The organism is Acinetobacter sp. 3657 (assembly GCF_031456775.1).
Lineage (GTDB): Bacteria > Pseudomonadota > Gammaproteobacteria > Pseudomonadales > Moraxellaceae > Acinetobacter.
In genome coordinates this window covers 188789-203669 of record NZ_JAVDVH010000001.1, presented here as the reverse complement: position 1 = coordinate 203669, position 14881 = coordinate 188789, and the positions used below count along the sequence as shown (strand labels likewise).

At 42.1% G+C, this 14881-nt stretch carries 16 protein-coding genes; 4 read left to right on the top strand and 12 right to left on the bottom strand.

Annotation, left to right across the window (positions count from 1 at the left end):
• Positions 1-3 precede the first annotated feature (3 nt).
• The 11 genes from J2Y37_RS00940 to J2Y37_RS00890 all read right to left on the bottom strand — a co-directional run bounded on the left by J2Y37_RS00940 (position 4) and on the right by J2Y37_RS00890 (position 10429).
• Positions 4-1464: a right-handed parallel beta-helix repeat-containing protein gene (locus tag J2Y37_RS00940; RefSeq protein ID WP_349031539.1), complete on the bottom strand. Its 1461-nt coding sequence runs from the start codon at positions 1462-1464 to the stop codon at positions 4-6.
• A gap of 18 nt (positions 1465-1482) precedes the next feature.
• On the bottom strand, positions 1483-2316 hold the full coding sequence (gene aroD / locus J2Y37_RS00935) for a type I 3-dehydroquinate dehydratase (RefSeq protein ID WP_349031538.1): 834 nt from the start codon (positions 2314-2316) through the stop codon (positions 1483-1485).
• Positions 2317-2395: 79 nt separating this feature from the next.
• Positions 2396-3025: a protocatechuate 3,4-dioxygenase subunit alpha gene (gene pcaG, locus J2Y37_RS00930; RefSeq protein ID WP_349031537.1), complete on the bottom strand. Its 630-nt coding sequence runs from the start codon at positions 3023-3025 to the stop codon at positions 2396-2398.
• 12 nt (positions 3026-3037) lie between these two features.
• A complete protein-coding gene (pcaH, locus tag J2Y37_RS00925) occupies positions 3038-3763 on the bottom strand; it encodes a protocatechuate 3,4-dioxygenase subunit beta (protein WP_130162978.1) in 726 nt (241 codons plus the stop codon).
• A gap of 10 nt (positions 3764-3773) precedes the next feature.
• Positions 3774-4187, bottom strand: a complete 414-nt coding sequence (pcaC, locus tag J2Y37_RS00920) for a 4-carboxymuconolactone decarboxylase (RefSeq protein ID WP_241317480.1) — start codon at positions 4185-4187, stop codon at positions 3774-3776.
• A gap of 26 nt (positions 4188-4213) precedes the next feature.
• A complete protein-coding gene (locus J2Y37_RS00915; protein WP_241322563.1) occupies positions 4214-5566 on the bottom strand; it encodes an MFS transporter in 1353 nt (450 codons plus the stop codon).
• Positions 5567-5608: 42 nt separating this feature from the next.
• Positions 5609-6394, bottom strand: coding sequence for a 3-oxoadipate enol-lactonase (gene pcaD / locus J2Y37_RS00910; RefSeq protein WP_349031536.1), 786 nt, complete (start codon positions 6392-6394; stop codon positions 5609-5611).
• Positions 6391-7746: a 3-carboxy-cis,cis-muconate cycloisomerase gene (locus tag J2Y37_RS00905; RefSeq protein ID WP_349031535.1), complete on the bottom strand. Its 1356-nt coding sequence runs from the start codon at positions 7744-7746 to the stop codon at positions 6391-6393. The genes pcaD and J2Y37_RS00905 overlap by 4 nt, the downstream gene beginning before the upstream one ends.
• A gap of 8 nt (positions 7747-7754) precedes the next feature.
• Positions 7755-8963 carry a 3-oxoadipyl-CoA thiolase gene (gene pcaF / locus J2Y37_RS00900; RefSeq protein WP_349031534.1) on the bottom strand — a complete coding sequence of 403 codons (1209 nt, stop codon included), beginning with the start codon at positions 8961-8963 and terminating at the stop codon, positions 7755-7757.
• Positions 8964-9078: 115 nt separating this feature from the next.
• A complete protein-coding gene (locus J2Y37_RS00895) occupies positions 9079-9732 on the bottom strand; it encodes a 3-oxoacid CoA-transferase subunit B (RefSeq protein ID WP_349031533.1) in 654 nt (217 codons plus the stop codon).
• A gap of 10 nt (positions 9733-9742) precedes the next feature.
• Positions 9743-10429 carry a 3-oxoacid CoA-transferase subunit A gene (locus J2Y37_RS00890; protein WP_349031532.1) on the bottom strand — a complete coding sequence of 229 codons (687 nt, stop codon included), beginning with the start codon at positions 10427-10429 and terminating at the stop codon, positions 9743-9745.
• A 250-nt stretch (positions 10430-10679) separates the two neighbouring features.
• On the opposite strand from J2Y37_RS00890, the gene pcaU reads away from it, so the two are divergent.
• From pcaU to J2Y37_RS00870, 4 genes are all read left to right on the top strand, one after another.
• Positions 10680-11504, top strand: a complete 825-nt coding sequence (pcaU, locus tag J2Y37_RS00885; protein WP_004671795.1) for an IclR family transcriptional regulator PcaU — start codon at positions 10680-10682, stop codon at positions 11502-11504.
• Positions 11505-11658: 154 nt separating this feature from the next.
• A complete protein-coding gene (locus J2Y37_RS00880) occupies positions 11659-12249 on the top strand; it encodes a hypothetical protein (protein ID WP_349031531.1) in 591 nt (196 codons plus the stop codon).
• An 84-nt stretch (positions 12250-12333) separates the two neighbouring features.
• On the top strand, positions 12334-12834 hold the full coding sequence (locus J2Y37_RS00875) for a chalcone isomerase family protein (RefSeq protein ID WP_349031530.1): 501 nt from the start codon (positions 12334-12336) through the stop codon (positions 12832-12834).
• Positions 12835-12847: 13 nt separating this feature from the next.
• Positions 12848-13543 (top strand): response regulator transcription factor, encoded by a 696-nt coding sequence (locus tag J2Y37_RS00870; RefSeq protein WP_004671802.1) that lies wholly within the window; start codon positions 12848-12850, stop codon positions 13541-13543.
• On the opposite strand, the gene J2Y37_RS00865 is transcribed toward J2Y37_RS00870, so the two are convergent.
• The gene (locus J2Y37_RS00865) at positions 13540-14868 is read right to left on the bottom strand and encodes a HAMP domain-containing sensor histidine kinase (protein ID WP_121930023.1); all 1329 of its coding nucleotides are present in this window, start codon (positions 14866-14868) and stop codon (positions 13540-13542) included. The genes J2Y37_RS00870 and J2Y37_RS00865 overlap by 4 nt on opposite strands.
• Positions 14869-14881 lie beyond the last annotated feature (13 nt).

Here is a 14881-nt window from a genome sequence, read left to right as displayed (position 1 = left end):
TTGTTATTTGACTTGCACGGCTGAACTCAGTTCAGATGTAGCGCCTAAATGATCCGTCACATTGGCTGTAATGGAGGCAACTTGAGCAGTTGGTTTCCATGAAACAGTTGCTACACCTTGAGCATTGCTAACAGCAATCGCTGAACCTAAATAAAACTCTGCTTCATTTGAACTAGCGATCGAGTTTCCAAAAAATTCGACTTGATAACGCTGATTTGGTTGTCCTTTTACTTCAACAGTAAGTTGACCTTTTGAGAGTGTAAGCTTTGGTGCTTGAATGGCTTGGTTCGGTTGCGGATTACAGCCTTGTTCATTTGGCTGCTGACAAGTTTTTTGTAGGTTTGCAGGATCAATCTTGACGCCATGACCACGAGAACCAACATAATGTGCATGTTCTAAGCCTGGAATATCAAAAGTGATCGCACCTAAACGTTGGTTTGGCTCACAGCTTCCGCCTGCTTCACAGCGTTTAATATCTTTCGCATTATTCCAGATTTGATTTTTTGTTAATGTAATTCGTGCATTGGCATCTTTTTCAGAACGGATCGCAATACCAATACGATTGCCATGAATTTTATTGCTATCTAAAATATTACCATCACCCGTTAGGTTAAATCCTAATGAGTTATTGGTTAGCTCGTTATAGGCGATATAGTTACGTTTGCCCCAATTAATCTGTAAACCATCTGAATAATTTTCAAACTTATTACCTACCACTGCATTGTCATTGCCCCAAAGGATTTCAATCCCTTGTGATGGCTCTGGATTTGCTGAAGTTGAAATAAAATGGTTATTCGCAACTAAATTAAATGCAGCACCACGGGTTAGCTCTAATCCATCACCATTGTCTTGGAAATAGTTATTGAGGACTTTGTTGTTATTGGTGGTGGTTGCTGTTGGATTGCCTTTACCATCATCACCTGTCAACATCACCCCCGCGCCACCATAATTGTGCATAATGCGGTTATGTTGAATCAAGTTGTTGCTGGCACGATTCATCAAAATACCAATACAGAAGTGACGAATTTCTAAACCTTGGATGGTCACACCATTAATGTCACGTAGCACAATTCCCGGTAAAGTGGTTGTACGTACATTCGTCCCATATTGCCCTTCTACAGCGCCGGGACACGCCTCAACGCCACGACCTTTAATATAATTTGAACCATCAATAGCGATATGTTCGCCTGTTTTCGTCCATTGCGTACCAATGATTTTGACTGGTGCTTTAATTTCAGGAAGTGGGCTATTTACCTTGATGGCATAAGGTGCTTTCCCTACTGCCTGAATTAGAATCTCACTGGTTTCTGTCGGCTTGCTATTGGCTTGTTCAATCGCCCAACGCAGTGAACCTTTTTCAGTGTCGTCCTGAAAACGGTCTACGATGTAAGTTTCAGCTACTGCCAAACCTGATACTACTAAACCGATTGCGAGAGCGCTTAAACGTAAAGAAATAACTTTCATTCTAAAAATCCTTTTCAATTATTCTGTTGGCTGAACTGTTTTTAACAGCTGTTTCAATTGGGTCACATCAATTTGACCTGGCGCTGATGCTTCACCGATCATGCCAAAGCTAAAACTACCGCCCATGTTAGCTGTCGCAATACGTGAAATTGTGCCTAGTTTGCCCATCGACATGGTCAGCAATGGTTTATCAGAGAGTTGGCTAACTTTTAGCGTGGCATTCATCAAGGTAAAAACATCTTGTTTGTTTTTCGGCATCACTGCGATTTTTAAAATATCTGCGCCAAGTTCATCTTGTTGCAGTAGACGCTTAACGATTTCATCTTCACTTGGTGTTTTCTTAAAATCATGATTCGACATCACGATCAGCACTTTTTTGTCATGTGCGAATTGCACTGTGTTTTTGACGATCTGTTGATCACGGAACATTTCAACATCCAACATGTCCATGAACGGTTGTTTCAAATATGCCTGATAGGTCTTGCCATAATCAGCATCGCTAATGGTGAGTTGACCACCTTCGTTATGGGTACGAATGGTCGCGATCACTGGTTTATTGCCTAATATCTTTTTTAATTCGTGTCCTAAAGCAATTACCTGTTTGGTATCAGCAGCAAAATCGAGCAGATCAATACGAAATTCTGCTAGATCTGCATCTTGATTGGCTGCAATCACCTTAGCTTGAGCAATCGCTTGTTCTTTAGTTTTTGCAGTAATCGGTACAATCGTTTTAACTGGTGACTTAGCAAGCTCAGCCAATTGAACTGGGCTATGAACATTTTCTTGTGCCTGTACCATTTGAACCGTAAATAAAGGGCTAACAAGCAGTGTTAATGCTGCCAGTGTTTTCATTTTCATCGTCCTTAATGGATTGCCTGTCTTTCCCAAGAGCAAGCAATCATTGGTTATTCACTTAAAACTTAAAAAAACTTTAAATATCAAAAAACACCGTTTCATCATCACCTTGGATACGAATGTCAAAGCGATACACCACTTCACCATCCACTTCGGTACGTTTTGCAATTAAGGTTTGACGACGAGTTGCCCACTCAATACTGTTTAGAATCGGATCATTGGCATTTGCTTCAACTTCATCATCAAAGTAAATACGAGTATGCAAACCGAGGTTGATACCACGCGCAAATACAACTACCGCAATATGCGGCGCTTGGGTTGTGCCTTTACGACCTGCCACAGCACCCGGTTTGATGGTGTTGAAACTCCAGAAACCTGTTTCAAAGTTTGCACCCGTCCGTCCCCAACCTAAAAAGTTTGGATCAACAGCCTTACCTTGTGTATCGGCTTGACTTGGGTAAACACCATTGGCATCGGCTTGCCAAATTTCCAACAACACGTCTCTTAATGGCAAACCTAGTCCGTCAAATACTTGTCCTTCAAGACGGATACGCTGACCTTGCGTTTTTTCACTCACCAACTGATTGTTAAAATTGTGTTCAAACACTTCGATATTGGCTTGCTGTGGTAACAAACCAATATGTACATAAGGACCACCTGTTTGTGATGGGGTTTCTTTCAATTCCTGAAAATTCCACGCGTTCATTGTGTTACTCCATTAAGTCAAATCATTTTCAAAATAAGTCGCACGACGACCACGAAGATGAATATCAAAGCGGTAACAACGGCTATCTGATTCAATGAAATTGTTTTTGTCTTCTAATGCAATCAAAGCACGTCGCTGATCTTCAGATGGGATCGTTTTCAAAATTGGACAAGAGTCAATCAGTGTATCGCCTTCAAAATAGAACTGCGAAATTAAACGCTGCGCCCAACCGTCTGCAATTAATGAGAAATGGATATGTGCAGGACGCCATTCATTGATACGGTTACGCCAAGGATATGGACCTGGTTTGATGGTACGGAAAATATAGAAACCATTTTCATCCGTTAACGTACGACCACAACCACCAAAATTCGGATCCATCGCGCCGATAAATTTGTCATTTGGATGGCGATAGCGACCTGATGCGTTGGCTTGCCAAACTTCCAATAAAGCATTTTTCACTGGACGACCAAACTGATCACGCACATAGCCATGTACAATGATGCGCTCTCCAACAGGCAAACCCTCTTTGGCATAATTCAAAATCAAATCATTGTCTTTAGGACCAAAAATGCTGGGTGAAAAATGTGGTGATGTCACCTCGGTTAAAGTTTCATTAATCGAAATCAACGCATTTTTTGGCGAGCGTAATACACTGGTTTTATAGCCCGGTGTATAAGCTGGCGGGTGATCATCAGTATTCCGTTGTGGATATGCGCCCAAAGTATGATTAAACATGCTCATCTCCTTAATCCTGTGGTTGTGCAGAAACGGGTTGCACCTCGATTCCAAGTTCTTTAAAGACTTCTTCTGCCATGTGCATTGCAGCATTTGCGGCTGGTAAGCCTGCATACAATGAACTATGTAAAATCAGCTCTTTAAGCTCATCCTTGGTCACACCGTTGTTAAAACAAGCACGTAAATGCATTCTGAGTTCGTCTTCGCGTCCCAAAGCCAACAAAATAGCGATGGTAACTAAGCTGCGGGTATGACGTGGCAAACCTTCACGTGACCACACTTCCCCCCAAGCAAAACGGCTAATAAAATTTTGAAAATCTTGGTTAAAGTCATTTAGGTTCTCTAAAGAACGCCCGACATGCTTTTCACCCAGTACTTCAGTACGGACTTTCAGCCCTTGTTGATAACGTTGTTCATCATTCATTGACGTTGTCCCGAATTGAAAGAAAATTAGGTTGCATCCGTGTGCGCAACGACCGATTTAACAAAGATCGCCACAGCAGCAGCCGTTGCAGGAATAAACAACATGCTTAAAATCATGGTGAATGACCAATTATTCCCAAGTAAAACAGCCCCGATCCACGCACCAAATACAGCACCGAAACGACCGATACCTGTCATCCATGCAATCCCTGTTGCACGACATTGAGTTGGATAGAAACGAGCACTCAATGCTGGCATCGCAGACTGCGCGCCATTGATCGCAATACCAGCGCATAGAACTAAAACAGCAAGTAAAGTTGGATTTGCTAAGCTTTGACCGACTGCAATCGCAAATAGCCCTGCTACAAAGTAGAAACCTGCAATAATTCGATTTGGGTTGAAACGATCCATTGCCCAACCAATAAATAAGGCACTGAGTACACCACCAAACTGAAATAGACCGCCAATAAATGCAGCACGCTCCATGGTTGCGCCAGTTTCACGCATTAAAGTTGGTAACCAACTGGTCAGTAGATAAATCACGACCAAACCCATAAAGTAGGTTGACCACAATAAAACGGTACCTTTGGAATATTGTTTAGAGAACAGCATGCCAAACACATTTTTCTTTTGTGCAACCGCGGAGTGTTCTTCTGGGATATGAAACTCGGTCACACCTTGAACTTTTGATGGTGCGATACGGGTTAAAATTTTGCGTACTTTTTCAGGATTCTTGCCTTTCACAATCAAATAGCGATAAGACTCAGGTAAGAAAAAAATCACCAATAGCATCAAGATCAGCGGCGACCATCCACCCAATAAAAATAGGCTGTGCCATCCAAAAGTTGGAATCAACCAACTACTGATAAAACCACCTGTTGCCATACCCAAGTTATAGCCACAGAACATACAGGTCACTAGTAATGAACGAATACGATGAGGACAATACTCTGAAAACAATGTCGTCGCATTCGGCATCGCCGCACCTAGACCAATCCCCGTTAAGAAACGTAATAACACCAAACTATCTAAATTGGTGGCATAGGCAGAAGCCAAAGTAAAACCACCAAAAATCAGCATGGAAATCGTTAAAACAATCTTACGACCAAAACGATCGGCTGTAGGCCCTGAGACCAATGCCCCAATGATCATGCCGCCAAGTGCGGCACTCATCACAGGACCAAGTTGAGAACGGTCAATGCCCCAATCTTGAGCCAAAGCAGGTGCGATAAAACCCATTGCCGCAGTATCGATTCCATCTACAAACACGATGAGAAAACAAATGATTGCAATCATCCACTGATACTTACTAAGCGGCGCATCATTAATCAGTGCCTGTGCATCCATACTATTTTTTGGGGCAGCAAATTCCTGTGCCATAGTTGCCTCCTTGTAGGCGAATTCCTTTCTAACCTGAAACGGTTATATTTTCTGAATAAACGTTGACAATGCCTGATTGAAAACTTGAGGTTGCTCAATATTCGATAAATGTGAAGCTGCCAAGATTTCAAGCTGACTGTGTGAAATAGACTGATGCATAAATGTTGCATCTTGAACCGTGGTAACAGGATCAAACTGACCTGCAATAATGCACGTTGGGATTTGGATCTGTTGAAGTTGATCACCTAGATCTGCATCCGCTAAAGCTCGACACGCATGGGCATAACCTTGTGCTGGTGTCACAGCTAAACTTTGAATGGTTTTCTGTGCCAGCACATCATGGGCATAATCAAAGTGTTCACTAAACCATCTCGTATGCGTGGTTTTTACGATATCCGCTAGACCTTGCTGCTCCACACGATCAGCACGTGCATTCCAACCTTCTGCTGTCCAAATCTTTGCAGCTGAATTTGCCACCGTGACACTCAAAAAACGATTGGGATGGTGAATTGCGAGATACAATCCAGTAATTCCCCCCATTGAAATGCCACAAAAATGTGCCTTTTCAATTTTGAGTGCATCTAAAATATCAACGACATCTTCGGCAAGGTCTTGCAGCGTACTATTGGCTATCACGCTGCTCATACCATGCCCGCGTGTATCGTAAGTCACAATCTGATAGTGCTCTGCCAATGCGGTAACTTGTGCCTGCCACATACCCTGATCTGTTCCAAGCGAGTTAGAAAATACAATCACTGGCGCATCTTTTAGACCTTGGACTTGCACAGCAAGTTGATGTCCTTGACGATTATGAATATTGATCATCATTTTGAGTTTCCTTGCGCTGCTTGTAGGACTGCATCAATTTGCGCCTGAATATTGCCCAAATATGACTCAGGCTGGAAAAGCTGATCTAAGGCTTGAGCTGAGAAATGTTCTTTCACTTCATCTAGATTCGATAAAATATTTTTTAAATGCGTATCTTGTTCAACTGCTTGCTGACAGGCTTGCTCAACCACATGATGTGCATTTAAACGACCAATCTTGGCCGCCAGTGCCATCATGACGGACTCCGCCATAATCAAACCTTGTGTCGTTTCAAGATTACGTTGCATTGCATCTGCATTGACTTCTATGCCTTGTAAAACCTCATTACTGCGCTCTAATGCACCCGCACATAACTGAAAAATCTCAGGAATCGCTAACCATTCAGCATGCCAAGCACCCAAAGCACGTTCATGTTCTTGCACCATGCTTTGATATACACTTGCCATCAGTGCAGGAACACGATTTGCTGCTGCAAGAATCGAAGCCGCTGCAACTGGATTACGTTTATGTGGCATGGTTGAAGAACCACCACGACCCTTTGCAGTCGGTTCAAAAACCTCAGCAATTTCAGTCTGCATGAGCAAAGACCAGTCTCGCGCCATCTTGCCGACATTACCGACTATCATGGCAAGTACACTGGCAATCTCAACCATACGGTCACGCTCACCATGCCATGTACATTCTGGTGTTGTGAGCCCTAATTCAGCCGAAAAGGCTTGAACCACGGCAGAACCTTGATCTTGTAAAGAGGCCAATGAACCCACAGCACCACCGAGTTGTGCGGTGAATACTCGATCTTTCATTGCTTGCAAACGCTCAAGATCACGCTTAAATGCCGCCGCATAACGTGCAAACTTATGTCCTAAAGTAATCGGCAAAGCCTGTTGCAGCCATGTTCGCCCAATCATCACTTGATCACGATAGCGTTCAGCTTGTTGTAGTGAAATTTGATATGCAGATTGAAGTTGCTTTTCGATCAATCCCAAGGCATCACGACACTGTAAAATCGTCGCAGTATCAATGATGTCTTGACTGGTTGCACCCCAATGTACATAGCGAGAGGCATCTTCATCGTGCTGCTTCACAATCGCTGTAAATTGCTTCACAAACGGAATCGCAATATTCCCAGCTAAACCCGTTGCTACTGCCAAAGCATCGAAATCAATTTTTTCTAATGCAGACTGCCCAACCTGTTCAATCATCGTTGCTGCTGCTATAGGAATGACATTGACCTGAGCCTGAGCTTTAGCCAAAGCCACTTCGGCTTGAATCATATAATTCAATAAAGCTTGATCACTAAATATGGTAGTGACATCAGGCTGATAAAATAAGCTGGCGTATAACTGGCTCATAGCAGACCTCACTCAACTCGCTGGATAATCAAAGCAATACCTTGACCCACACCGATACACATTGAACATAAGGCATAATTCCCACCTGTCTGCTCAAGCTGATTCAAGGCTGTGGTGACCAGTCTCGCACCCGATGCGCCGAGTGGATGACCTAAAGCAATCGCACCACCATTTGGATTGATCCTTGCATCATCATCTGCCAAAGCTAAATCACGCGTTACTGCCAAAGCTTGAGCTGCAAAGGCTTCATTTAACTCAATCACATCCATCTGAGCTAAAGTCAGGTTGGCTTGTTTCAGTAATTTCTTGATCGCAGGTGCAGGTGCAAAGCCCATGATCCGTGGTTCAACACCGACGGTGGTTGCTGCAATAATTTTGGCACGTGGCTTAAGTTGGTATTGAGCAACTGCTTCATCTGATGCAATCAAGAGTGCTGCTGCACCATCATTAATCCCTGAAGCATTGCCTGCCGTAACTGTCCCATCTGCTTTCACTACGCCTTTGAGTTTCGTCAGTGCTTCAATGGTGGTCGATGCACGAGGATGTTCATCAGTATCGATAACGACCGCATCACCTTTGCGTTGTGGAATAGTGACTGGGACGATCTCTTGTTTAAAAAAGCCTTTGGCTTGCGCTGCAGCAGTGCGTTGTTGGCTCACCAAGGCAAACTGGTCTTGATCGGTACGATTGATATTGAATTGTTCCGCTACGTTTTCAGCGGTTTGTGGCATGGTATCTACACCATACATCTGTTTTAGTTTTGGGTTGATAAACCGCCAACCCATGGTGGTATCTTCAATCTTTTGACTACGCCCAAATGCACTGTCTGATTTCCCCATTACATACGGGGCACGACTCATGCTTTCGACCCCACCCGCGATGATTAAATTCGCTTCACCCGCTTTAATCGCACGCGCTGCCATTGCAATGGCATCTAAAGATGAACCGCACAAACGGTTAATTGTGGTTGCAGGTACTTGATACGGCAAGCCCGCAAGTAGTGCAGACATACGACCGACATTACGATTATCTTCACCTGCTTGATTGGCACAGCCATAAATTACATCGTCGACTTGCTGCCAATCCACGGTTGGATTTCGTTGCATTAAAGCTTGTAGTGGAACTGCACCGAGATCATCTGCACGAACAGGTGCTAAACCACCTGCATAACGTCCGAATGGGGTGCGAATCGCATCAATGATATAAGCGTTTTTCATATTGTTTTCCTTTAATCCTCACTTAATCCCTCCTTTAAAAAGGAGGGAGACCTCATCCGACTATTTAGATGAAGTCCCCCTTAACAAAGGGGGATTTAGGGGGATTGTGCAATCCTTAGGCTTGTGTCGCATCAACCAATTGAGCGCCTGTCAACGCCTGTAAAGCTTCAAAGCTCAGACCATCCACTTTCTCAATCACTTTTAAACCTTCTGTGGTCACATCAATCACACAGAGATCGGTATAAATACGATCGACACATTTCAGACCTGTGGCTGGATAAGTTAGCTCTTCAACAATCTTAGGTTCACCTTGTTTGGTGACATGATCGGTAGTGATAAACACTTTTTTAGCACCGACAGCTAAATCCATTGCACCACCCACCGCAGGAATCGCATCGGCTGCACCTGTGTGCCAGTTAGCAAGATCACCATTGGCTGCCACTTGGAAAGCACCAAGAACAGCAATATCAAGATGACCACCGCGCATCATCGCAAAGGAATCACCATGATGGAAAAAGCTACCACCTGTCAGCATGGTGACGTATTCTTTGCCTGCATTAATCAGCTCAGGGTCTTCTTCACCTTTGGCAGGCGGTGGACCGAATGCCAATAAACCATTTTCAGAATGTAGAAAGACATCTTTATCGGCAGGTAAATATTTTGAAATTTTAGTCGGTAAGCCAATGCCTAAGTTGACATAAGCCCCATCTGGAATATCTTGTGCCACTCGTGCTGCGATCTGGTCACGGCTGAGTTTTTGATAGCTCATGTTGTTCTCCTTATTGTGCAATCACGGGCGAAGTCGGTTCGACTTCAACCACATGTTGTACAAAAATCCCTGAGGTAATGATGTGTTCAGGATCGAGTTGACCGAGTTCAACCACTTCGGACACCTGAGCAATGGTAATATCCGCAGCCATCGCCATGATCGGACCAAAGTTACGCGCAGATTTGTTATAGACAAGGTTGCCCCAACGATCGCCTTTGTAGGCTTTGATCAAGGCAAAGTCAGCTTTGATGGGAGATTCAAGCACATAGTCTTTACCATCGATATGACGGGTTTCTTTACCCTCAGCCAATAATGTGCCGAAACCAGTCGGCGTAAATACCGCACCTAGCCCCATACCCGCAGCTTGAATACGGCAAGCGAGATTGCCTTGTGGGACAAGTTCTAATTCGATTTTTCCTGCATGGTAGAGTTCATCGAACACCCATGAATCAGACTGGCGTGGGAAAGAGCAGATGATTTTACGGACTGCGCCTGTTTTTAGGAGTTTGGCTAGACCATAATCGCCATTGCCTGCATTGTTATTGACGATAACAAGATCTTTGACACCCAGTTCAATCAGTCCATTGATCAGTTCAGCGGGTTGGCCTGCGGTGCCAAAACCACCAATCATGATGGTTGAACCGTCTGTTATTTGGGATAAAACCTCGGTCAATGAGGTGCTACTCTTATCAATCATCTGCCTACTTCCTGTACGATAAGTCACTTAATCTTTCACACTGAAAAGCGAGAGCATGAAGCCAAGTGTTCTGTTCGGATTGCTTGTATTTATTCTTGATAAATTTTGAACGTACTTCTACGCTTTAAAGTGTATTTTGTTCGATATATGATTTTTATGTTCGATGATCGAACATTATCCAAGTAAAATAGTCGCCTTTTGATTAGAATAATAATGAGAGACTAAAAATGACGAATCGGAGCTTCACCATATGGATCGTGATCAAGAAAAAACTGTTCGATTTATTCATCACAGTGAAAATAAAAAATCAATTCGGCATGAGGACTTTATTGCAGGCATTGCGAAAGGTTTAACCATTTTGGAGTGTTTCGGCCCAGAACGACACCGCCTAAACATTAGTACCGCGGCGGAAAAAACGGGCATGACACGTGCCGCTGCTCGACGCCATTTACTTACTTTAGAATACTTAGGCTATTTAGAATTTGATGGGCATTATTATTTTTTAGCCCCTAAAATCCTTAAATTTTCAGGTGCTTACTTAGATGGTTCGCCACTACCTAAAATCTGTCAGCCTTTACTCAATTTGCTCACCAATCAGACTTCATTGATTTATTCGGTTATGGTTTTAGATGGCTATGAAGCCATTACGATTGCACGTAGTGCGGCACATCAACAAACCGATCGAGTGAATCCATACGGTCTGCATCTTGGTAATCGACTCCCTGCACATGCCACTTCAGCAGGTAAAATTTTACTTGCGCATCTTGATTTGGATGCACAAAAACAATGGTTGGAAAAATATCCACTGAAACGATTGACCAAATATACACATACCGATAGTGAGGAATTTTTAGCACTTCTACATGAAATTAAAGAACAAGATTGGTGCTACTCATGTGAAGAACATGAGCTTGGCGTACATGCTGTTGCTGTGCCGATCTATGACTCAAATGCAGATGTTGTTGCGGCGTTAAATATCGTCTCGCCCACCATGCGTACAACAAAAGATTATTTAATCACTCATATTTTGCCTTTACTGATGGAAACCTCACGTGATTTACGCCAAGTGATCTGATCAATCGTCTCCCGCTCCTTCCAAAGTCACGCACAGCTTTGGGAGCGAGTTTCAAATTTTTATAAAAAACGCTTTTATTTTTATTGAACTCGTTCACATCCTGTTCACATCAACACTTTTAGTATAGATCTTAAAGTGGAATTGGATATTAGATATGGCTCTCTTTAGAACATTAGCAGTTTCAACGCTGACCTTAATTTCATTAGTCGGATGTAAAAGTGTTCCAAGTTATACATCTGATTATCAAAATGCAGATAAACAAATAACAGGGATCACGCTGGACAATGAAAAAGCTCAAATAATTGGTCAACGCTTCGCTACCGCTTTTAATACGTTAGGAACAGATGATTTCGTAAAAAATGCAAGTCAACTGTATGCAGATCAGCTTTTTATAAATGACACACTTTCTCAATTTTCCAATAAACAAGATTTAATACAACATTTTGAAGGTATGAATAAGCGTGTGAGTAATGTGACTGTAAAACTGGTCAGTGCCACACATCAAAGTGATTCAGCTTATATACATTGGTATATGGCCTATGATTTTAAAATGTTTGGTCATACTAAATCGATGGCATCCTATGGCATCACCCAAATCAAGATCAATGGTTCAAATCAGATCGTTTTCCAACAAGATTACTGGGATCCTGCCGATGGACTTTTTCGTTCTCTGCCTTATGTCGGCAAAGCTTACTCAATGATTTTACCTTTTAAAAATAACTTAAAATCCAGCTCACCCCAGTAGAAAATCATGGAAATAAATTGAGCACCTTCATGATTAAAGTGAAGGATAGATAGACAACTTAACTTTTAAATATTGAGGTCTGAGATGCATGGCTATTACAGAAATTTATTATTGCTATCGAGTACGCTTTTTTTATTAACGACAGCCTCTCAGAGTTCTGCGAATACGCAATTGTGTAAAAATGCCGCCCTTATCGTCACCAAAAAAGAGGTCGGTAATGTGAGCTACTATGCGGCAGACTGTACACAAAAATGGGAAACGCAAGATATTCAATTAGATTTCTTATACACTCGTGACATTCCTGAATGGGCATTCAAACGTGCCGCAACACATTTCCTCAAGAAAAATATTCCTGACTATTCAGAAAACTCGCCTTTAAATCGCATTACAGCACTGTATAAACCTGTACGAAAAGGTGATCTATATTCATTAAAATACACCCAATCCAATCAAACCCTTTCATTATCTCTCAATCAAAAGCCACTGGGAAAAATCTCTGACAATCAAGCCAATCAGTATTTCAAAATTTGGTTTGGAAGTTCTCCATTCAATGCTAAATTAAAGCAACAACTACTAAATCAATAACTTGAATCTAATTATGAACAATCAATTTATTCTGATGGTCGAAGATCACTATGAGCTTGCTGCAACTGTATGCGAGTTTTTAGAAGAACATGGCTTTGTGATCGACCATGCGCGGAATCTAGATGCAGCAAGAAATTTTCTAAAGCATCAACCCTATCATTTGTTATTGCTTGATATTAATTTACCTGATGGATCAGGTTATGATTTATGTGAATGGTTGCGGAATGATCAAGGCAAAGATATTCCTGTGTTGATGCTGACTGCGAGAGATACGCTAGATGATAAATTAAAAGGATTTACTGCTGGTACAGATGACTATCTGGTTAAACCTTTTGATTTTAATGAATTGGTCATGCGTATACGTGCTTTAATCAAACGCTCTCTTGGCGAAGTTTCTTCAAACAAAATTCAGATCCACGATCTTATTTTAGACAGCTCGACTCAGACCGTAACTCGTGCGGGTCAACAAATCGATTTGGCACGCATTCAATTCAAATTATTAAAAATTTTGATGCGAAACTCGCCCAAAGTCATTACCAAACAAGAAATTATTATTGAGCTTTGGGGCGATGAAGAACCAGAAAGTGATGCCTTACGCAGTCATATTTATAATTTACGTAAAATGGTTGATAAACCGTTTCAACAAAAGCTGATTCACACCGTTTCAGGTGTTGGATTAAAGGTCGCATTAGAAGATCACTCAAGTTAGTTCATATAAACAACAACAATGAGACCTGTTGTATTCTCGAGTTGAAGGTGCGGGTGTGTGTTTAAATAGTACTGTCGATCAAACAACTCTACACGCCATCCCAATTGATTACAGAGTTTCTGCACCAGTTGTAATCCAATACCATGCCCTTTTGCTTTAATTTGAAGCTGACTTGCGCTTAACTCTTGTACTTTAGAATCATTTGGCATATTGATTCCGATACCATTATCAGCGATCACAATACTATTCTTACGTTGAATAATATGAATATGTGTCCCTTGCGAGTAATTCAATGCATTGCGTAAAATATTGCTCAGCACCATCTTGGTCATCGAAGGATAGATAAGTCTTGGAAATTCGTGCGGATCATATTGAACCAAGATTTCAATGCCCTTGGTTTGGCCGACGGACTCGAGATCACCAACCAACTCACTGATAATATTCGATAGACAAATTTGCTCTGCCGTTAAAGTGTTGGTCGTATTCCGCGCGATTGCCAATAAAGTATCAACAAGTAATTGCATATCCTCGATGGTATTCGAAATACGACTTAAAGATTTGTCATTGCCATAACGAGACTGACATAGTTGTACATTTCCTTTTAGGATTGTCAGTGGAGTGCGTAACTCATGGCTTACATCGCCTGTAAACTCACGTTCTCGGTTGATAAAGTCATTCAGCACTTGATGATATTTTTCTAGTGCTTGCTTGAGATATTCAGCTTCCATATTGCCATTGGTACTGATGCCTTGAAATGGAGACGCTTCTTTATTTTGATGCGCCCAATCAATATGTTCTAAAGCATTTGCCAATCGTGTGATCGGTGAAAAATATCGTCGCGCTCGACGGTTAGACCACCATAAAAAACTATACAGCACGATGAGGCTAAACATCAAAGGCGCGAGACCGAACATCCAAACGATTTTATTGACGTTGCTTTCACCAAAAACCAGCAGCACATGCTGCCCTTTTTGTTCGCCATACACCGTCATTCGCTCTTTACCATCAACAAATATTCGATGCACTCCTGCTTTTAAAACTTGATGTTTAAATGCCATTGGTGGTGTTTCAGTTTCCCAACGATAGCCATATAAATTTTTTGTATCAGGCAGATCAGCATTGGGATTACGCTCAATTCGCATCCAATAGTGATCCATTTCTTGTTCAAGCGCAGTTTTTAACAGTGAACCCTTGATGACCCAAGCACTACAGGCTATTCCGATAATAATCGAAAGTGCGATCAGCCCAATTTGCAACCAATAATGGCGATTAAACATCTCACTGAGTGGATGCGTATTTGCATCATTTTTATTGCGTCTAAACATAGGCTGATCTACT

What these genes read in the sequence shown, in the direction of transcription:
- pcaF (WP_349031534.1), bottom strand. Translation starts at nt 8,963, where the DNA reads ATGAAAAACGCTTATATCATTGATGCGATTCGCACCCCATTCGGACGT.
- J2Y37_RS00880 (WP_349031531.1), top strand. Translation starts at nt 11,659, where the DNA reads ATGGCTCTCTTTAGAACATTAGCAGTTTCAACGCTGACCTTAATTTCA.
- pcaC (WP_241317480.1), bottom strand. Translation starts at nt 4,187, where the DNA reads ATGAATGATGAACAACGTTATCAACAAGGGCTGAAAGTCCGTACTGAA.
- J2Y37_RS00940 (WP_349031539.1), bottom strand. Translation starts at nt 1,464, where the DNA reads ATGAAAGTTATTTCTTTACGTTTAAGCGCTCTCGCAATCGGTTTAGTA.
- J2Y37_RS00915 (WP_241322563.1), bottom strand. Translation starts at nt 5,566, where the DNA reads ATGGCACAGGAATTTGCTGCCCCAAAAAATAGTATGGATGCACAGGCA.
- aroD (WP_349031538.1), bottom strand. Translation starts at nt 2,316, where the DNA reads ATGAAAACACTGGCAGCATTAACACTGCTTGTTAGCCCTTTATTTACG.
- J2Y37_RS00870 (WP_004671802.1), top strand. Translation starts at nt 12,848, where the DNA reads ATGAACAATCAATTTATTCTGATGGTCGAAGATCACTATGAGCTTGCT.
- J2Y37_RS00905 (WP_349031535.1), bottom strand. Translation starts at nt 7,746, where the DNA reads ATGAGCCAGTTATACGCCAGCTTATTTTATCAGCCTGATGTCACTACC.
- J2Y37_RS00875 (WP_349031530.1), top strand. Translation starts at nt 12,334, where the DNA reads ATGCATGGCTATTACAGAAATTTATTATTGCTATCGAGTACGCTTTTT.
- pcaU (WP_004671795.1), top strand. Translation starts at nt 10,680, where the DNA reads ATGGATCGTGATCAAGAAAAAACTGTTCGATTTATTCATCACAGTGAA.
- pcaD (WP_349031536.1), bottom strand. Translation starts at nt 6,394, where the DNA reads ATGATGATCAATATTCATAATCGTCAAGGACATCAACTTGCTGTGCAA.
- J2Y37_RS00890 (WP_349031532.1), bottom strand. Translation starts at nt 10,429, where the DNA reads ATGATTGATAAGAGTAGCACCTCATTGACCGAGGTTTTATCCCAAATA.
- J2Y37_RS00865 (WP_121930023.1), bottom strand. Translation starts at nt 14,868, where the DNA reads ATGTTTAGACGCAATAAAAATGATGCAAATACGCATCCACTCAGTGAG.
- pcaG (WP_349031537.1), bottom strand. Translation starts at nt 3,025, where the DNA reads ATGAACGCGTGGAATTTTCAGGAATTGAAAGAAACCCCATCACAAACA.
- J2Y37_RS00895 (WP_349031533.1), bottom strand. Translation starts at nt 9,732, where the DNA reads ATGAGCTATCAAAAACTCAGCCGTGACCAGATCGCAGCACGAGTGGCA.
- pcaH (WP_130162978.1), bottom strand. Translation starts at nt 3,763, where the DNA reads ATGTTTAATCATACTTTGGGCGCATATCCACAACGGAATACTGATGAT.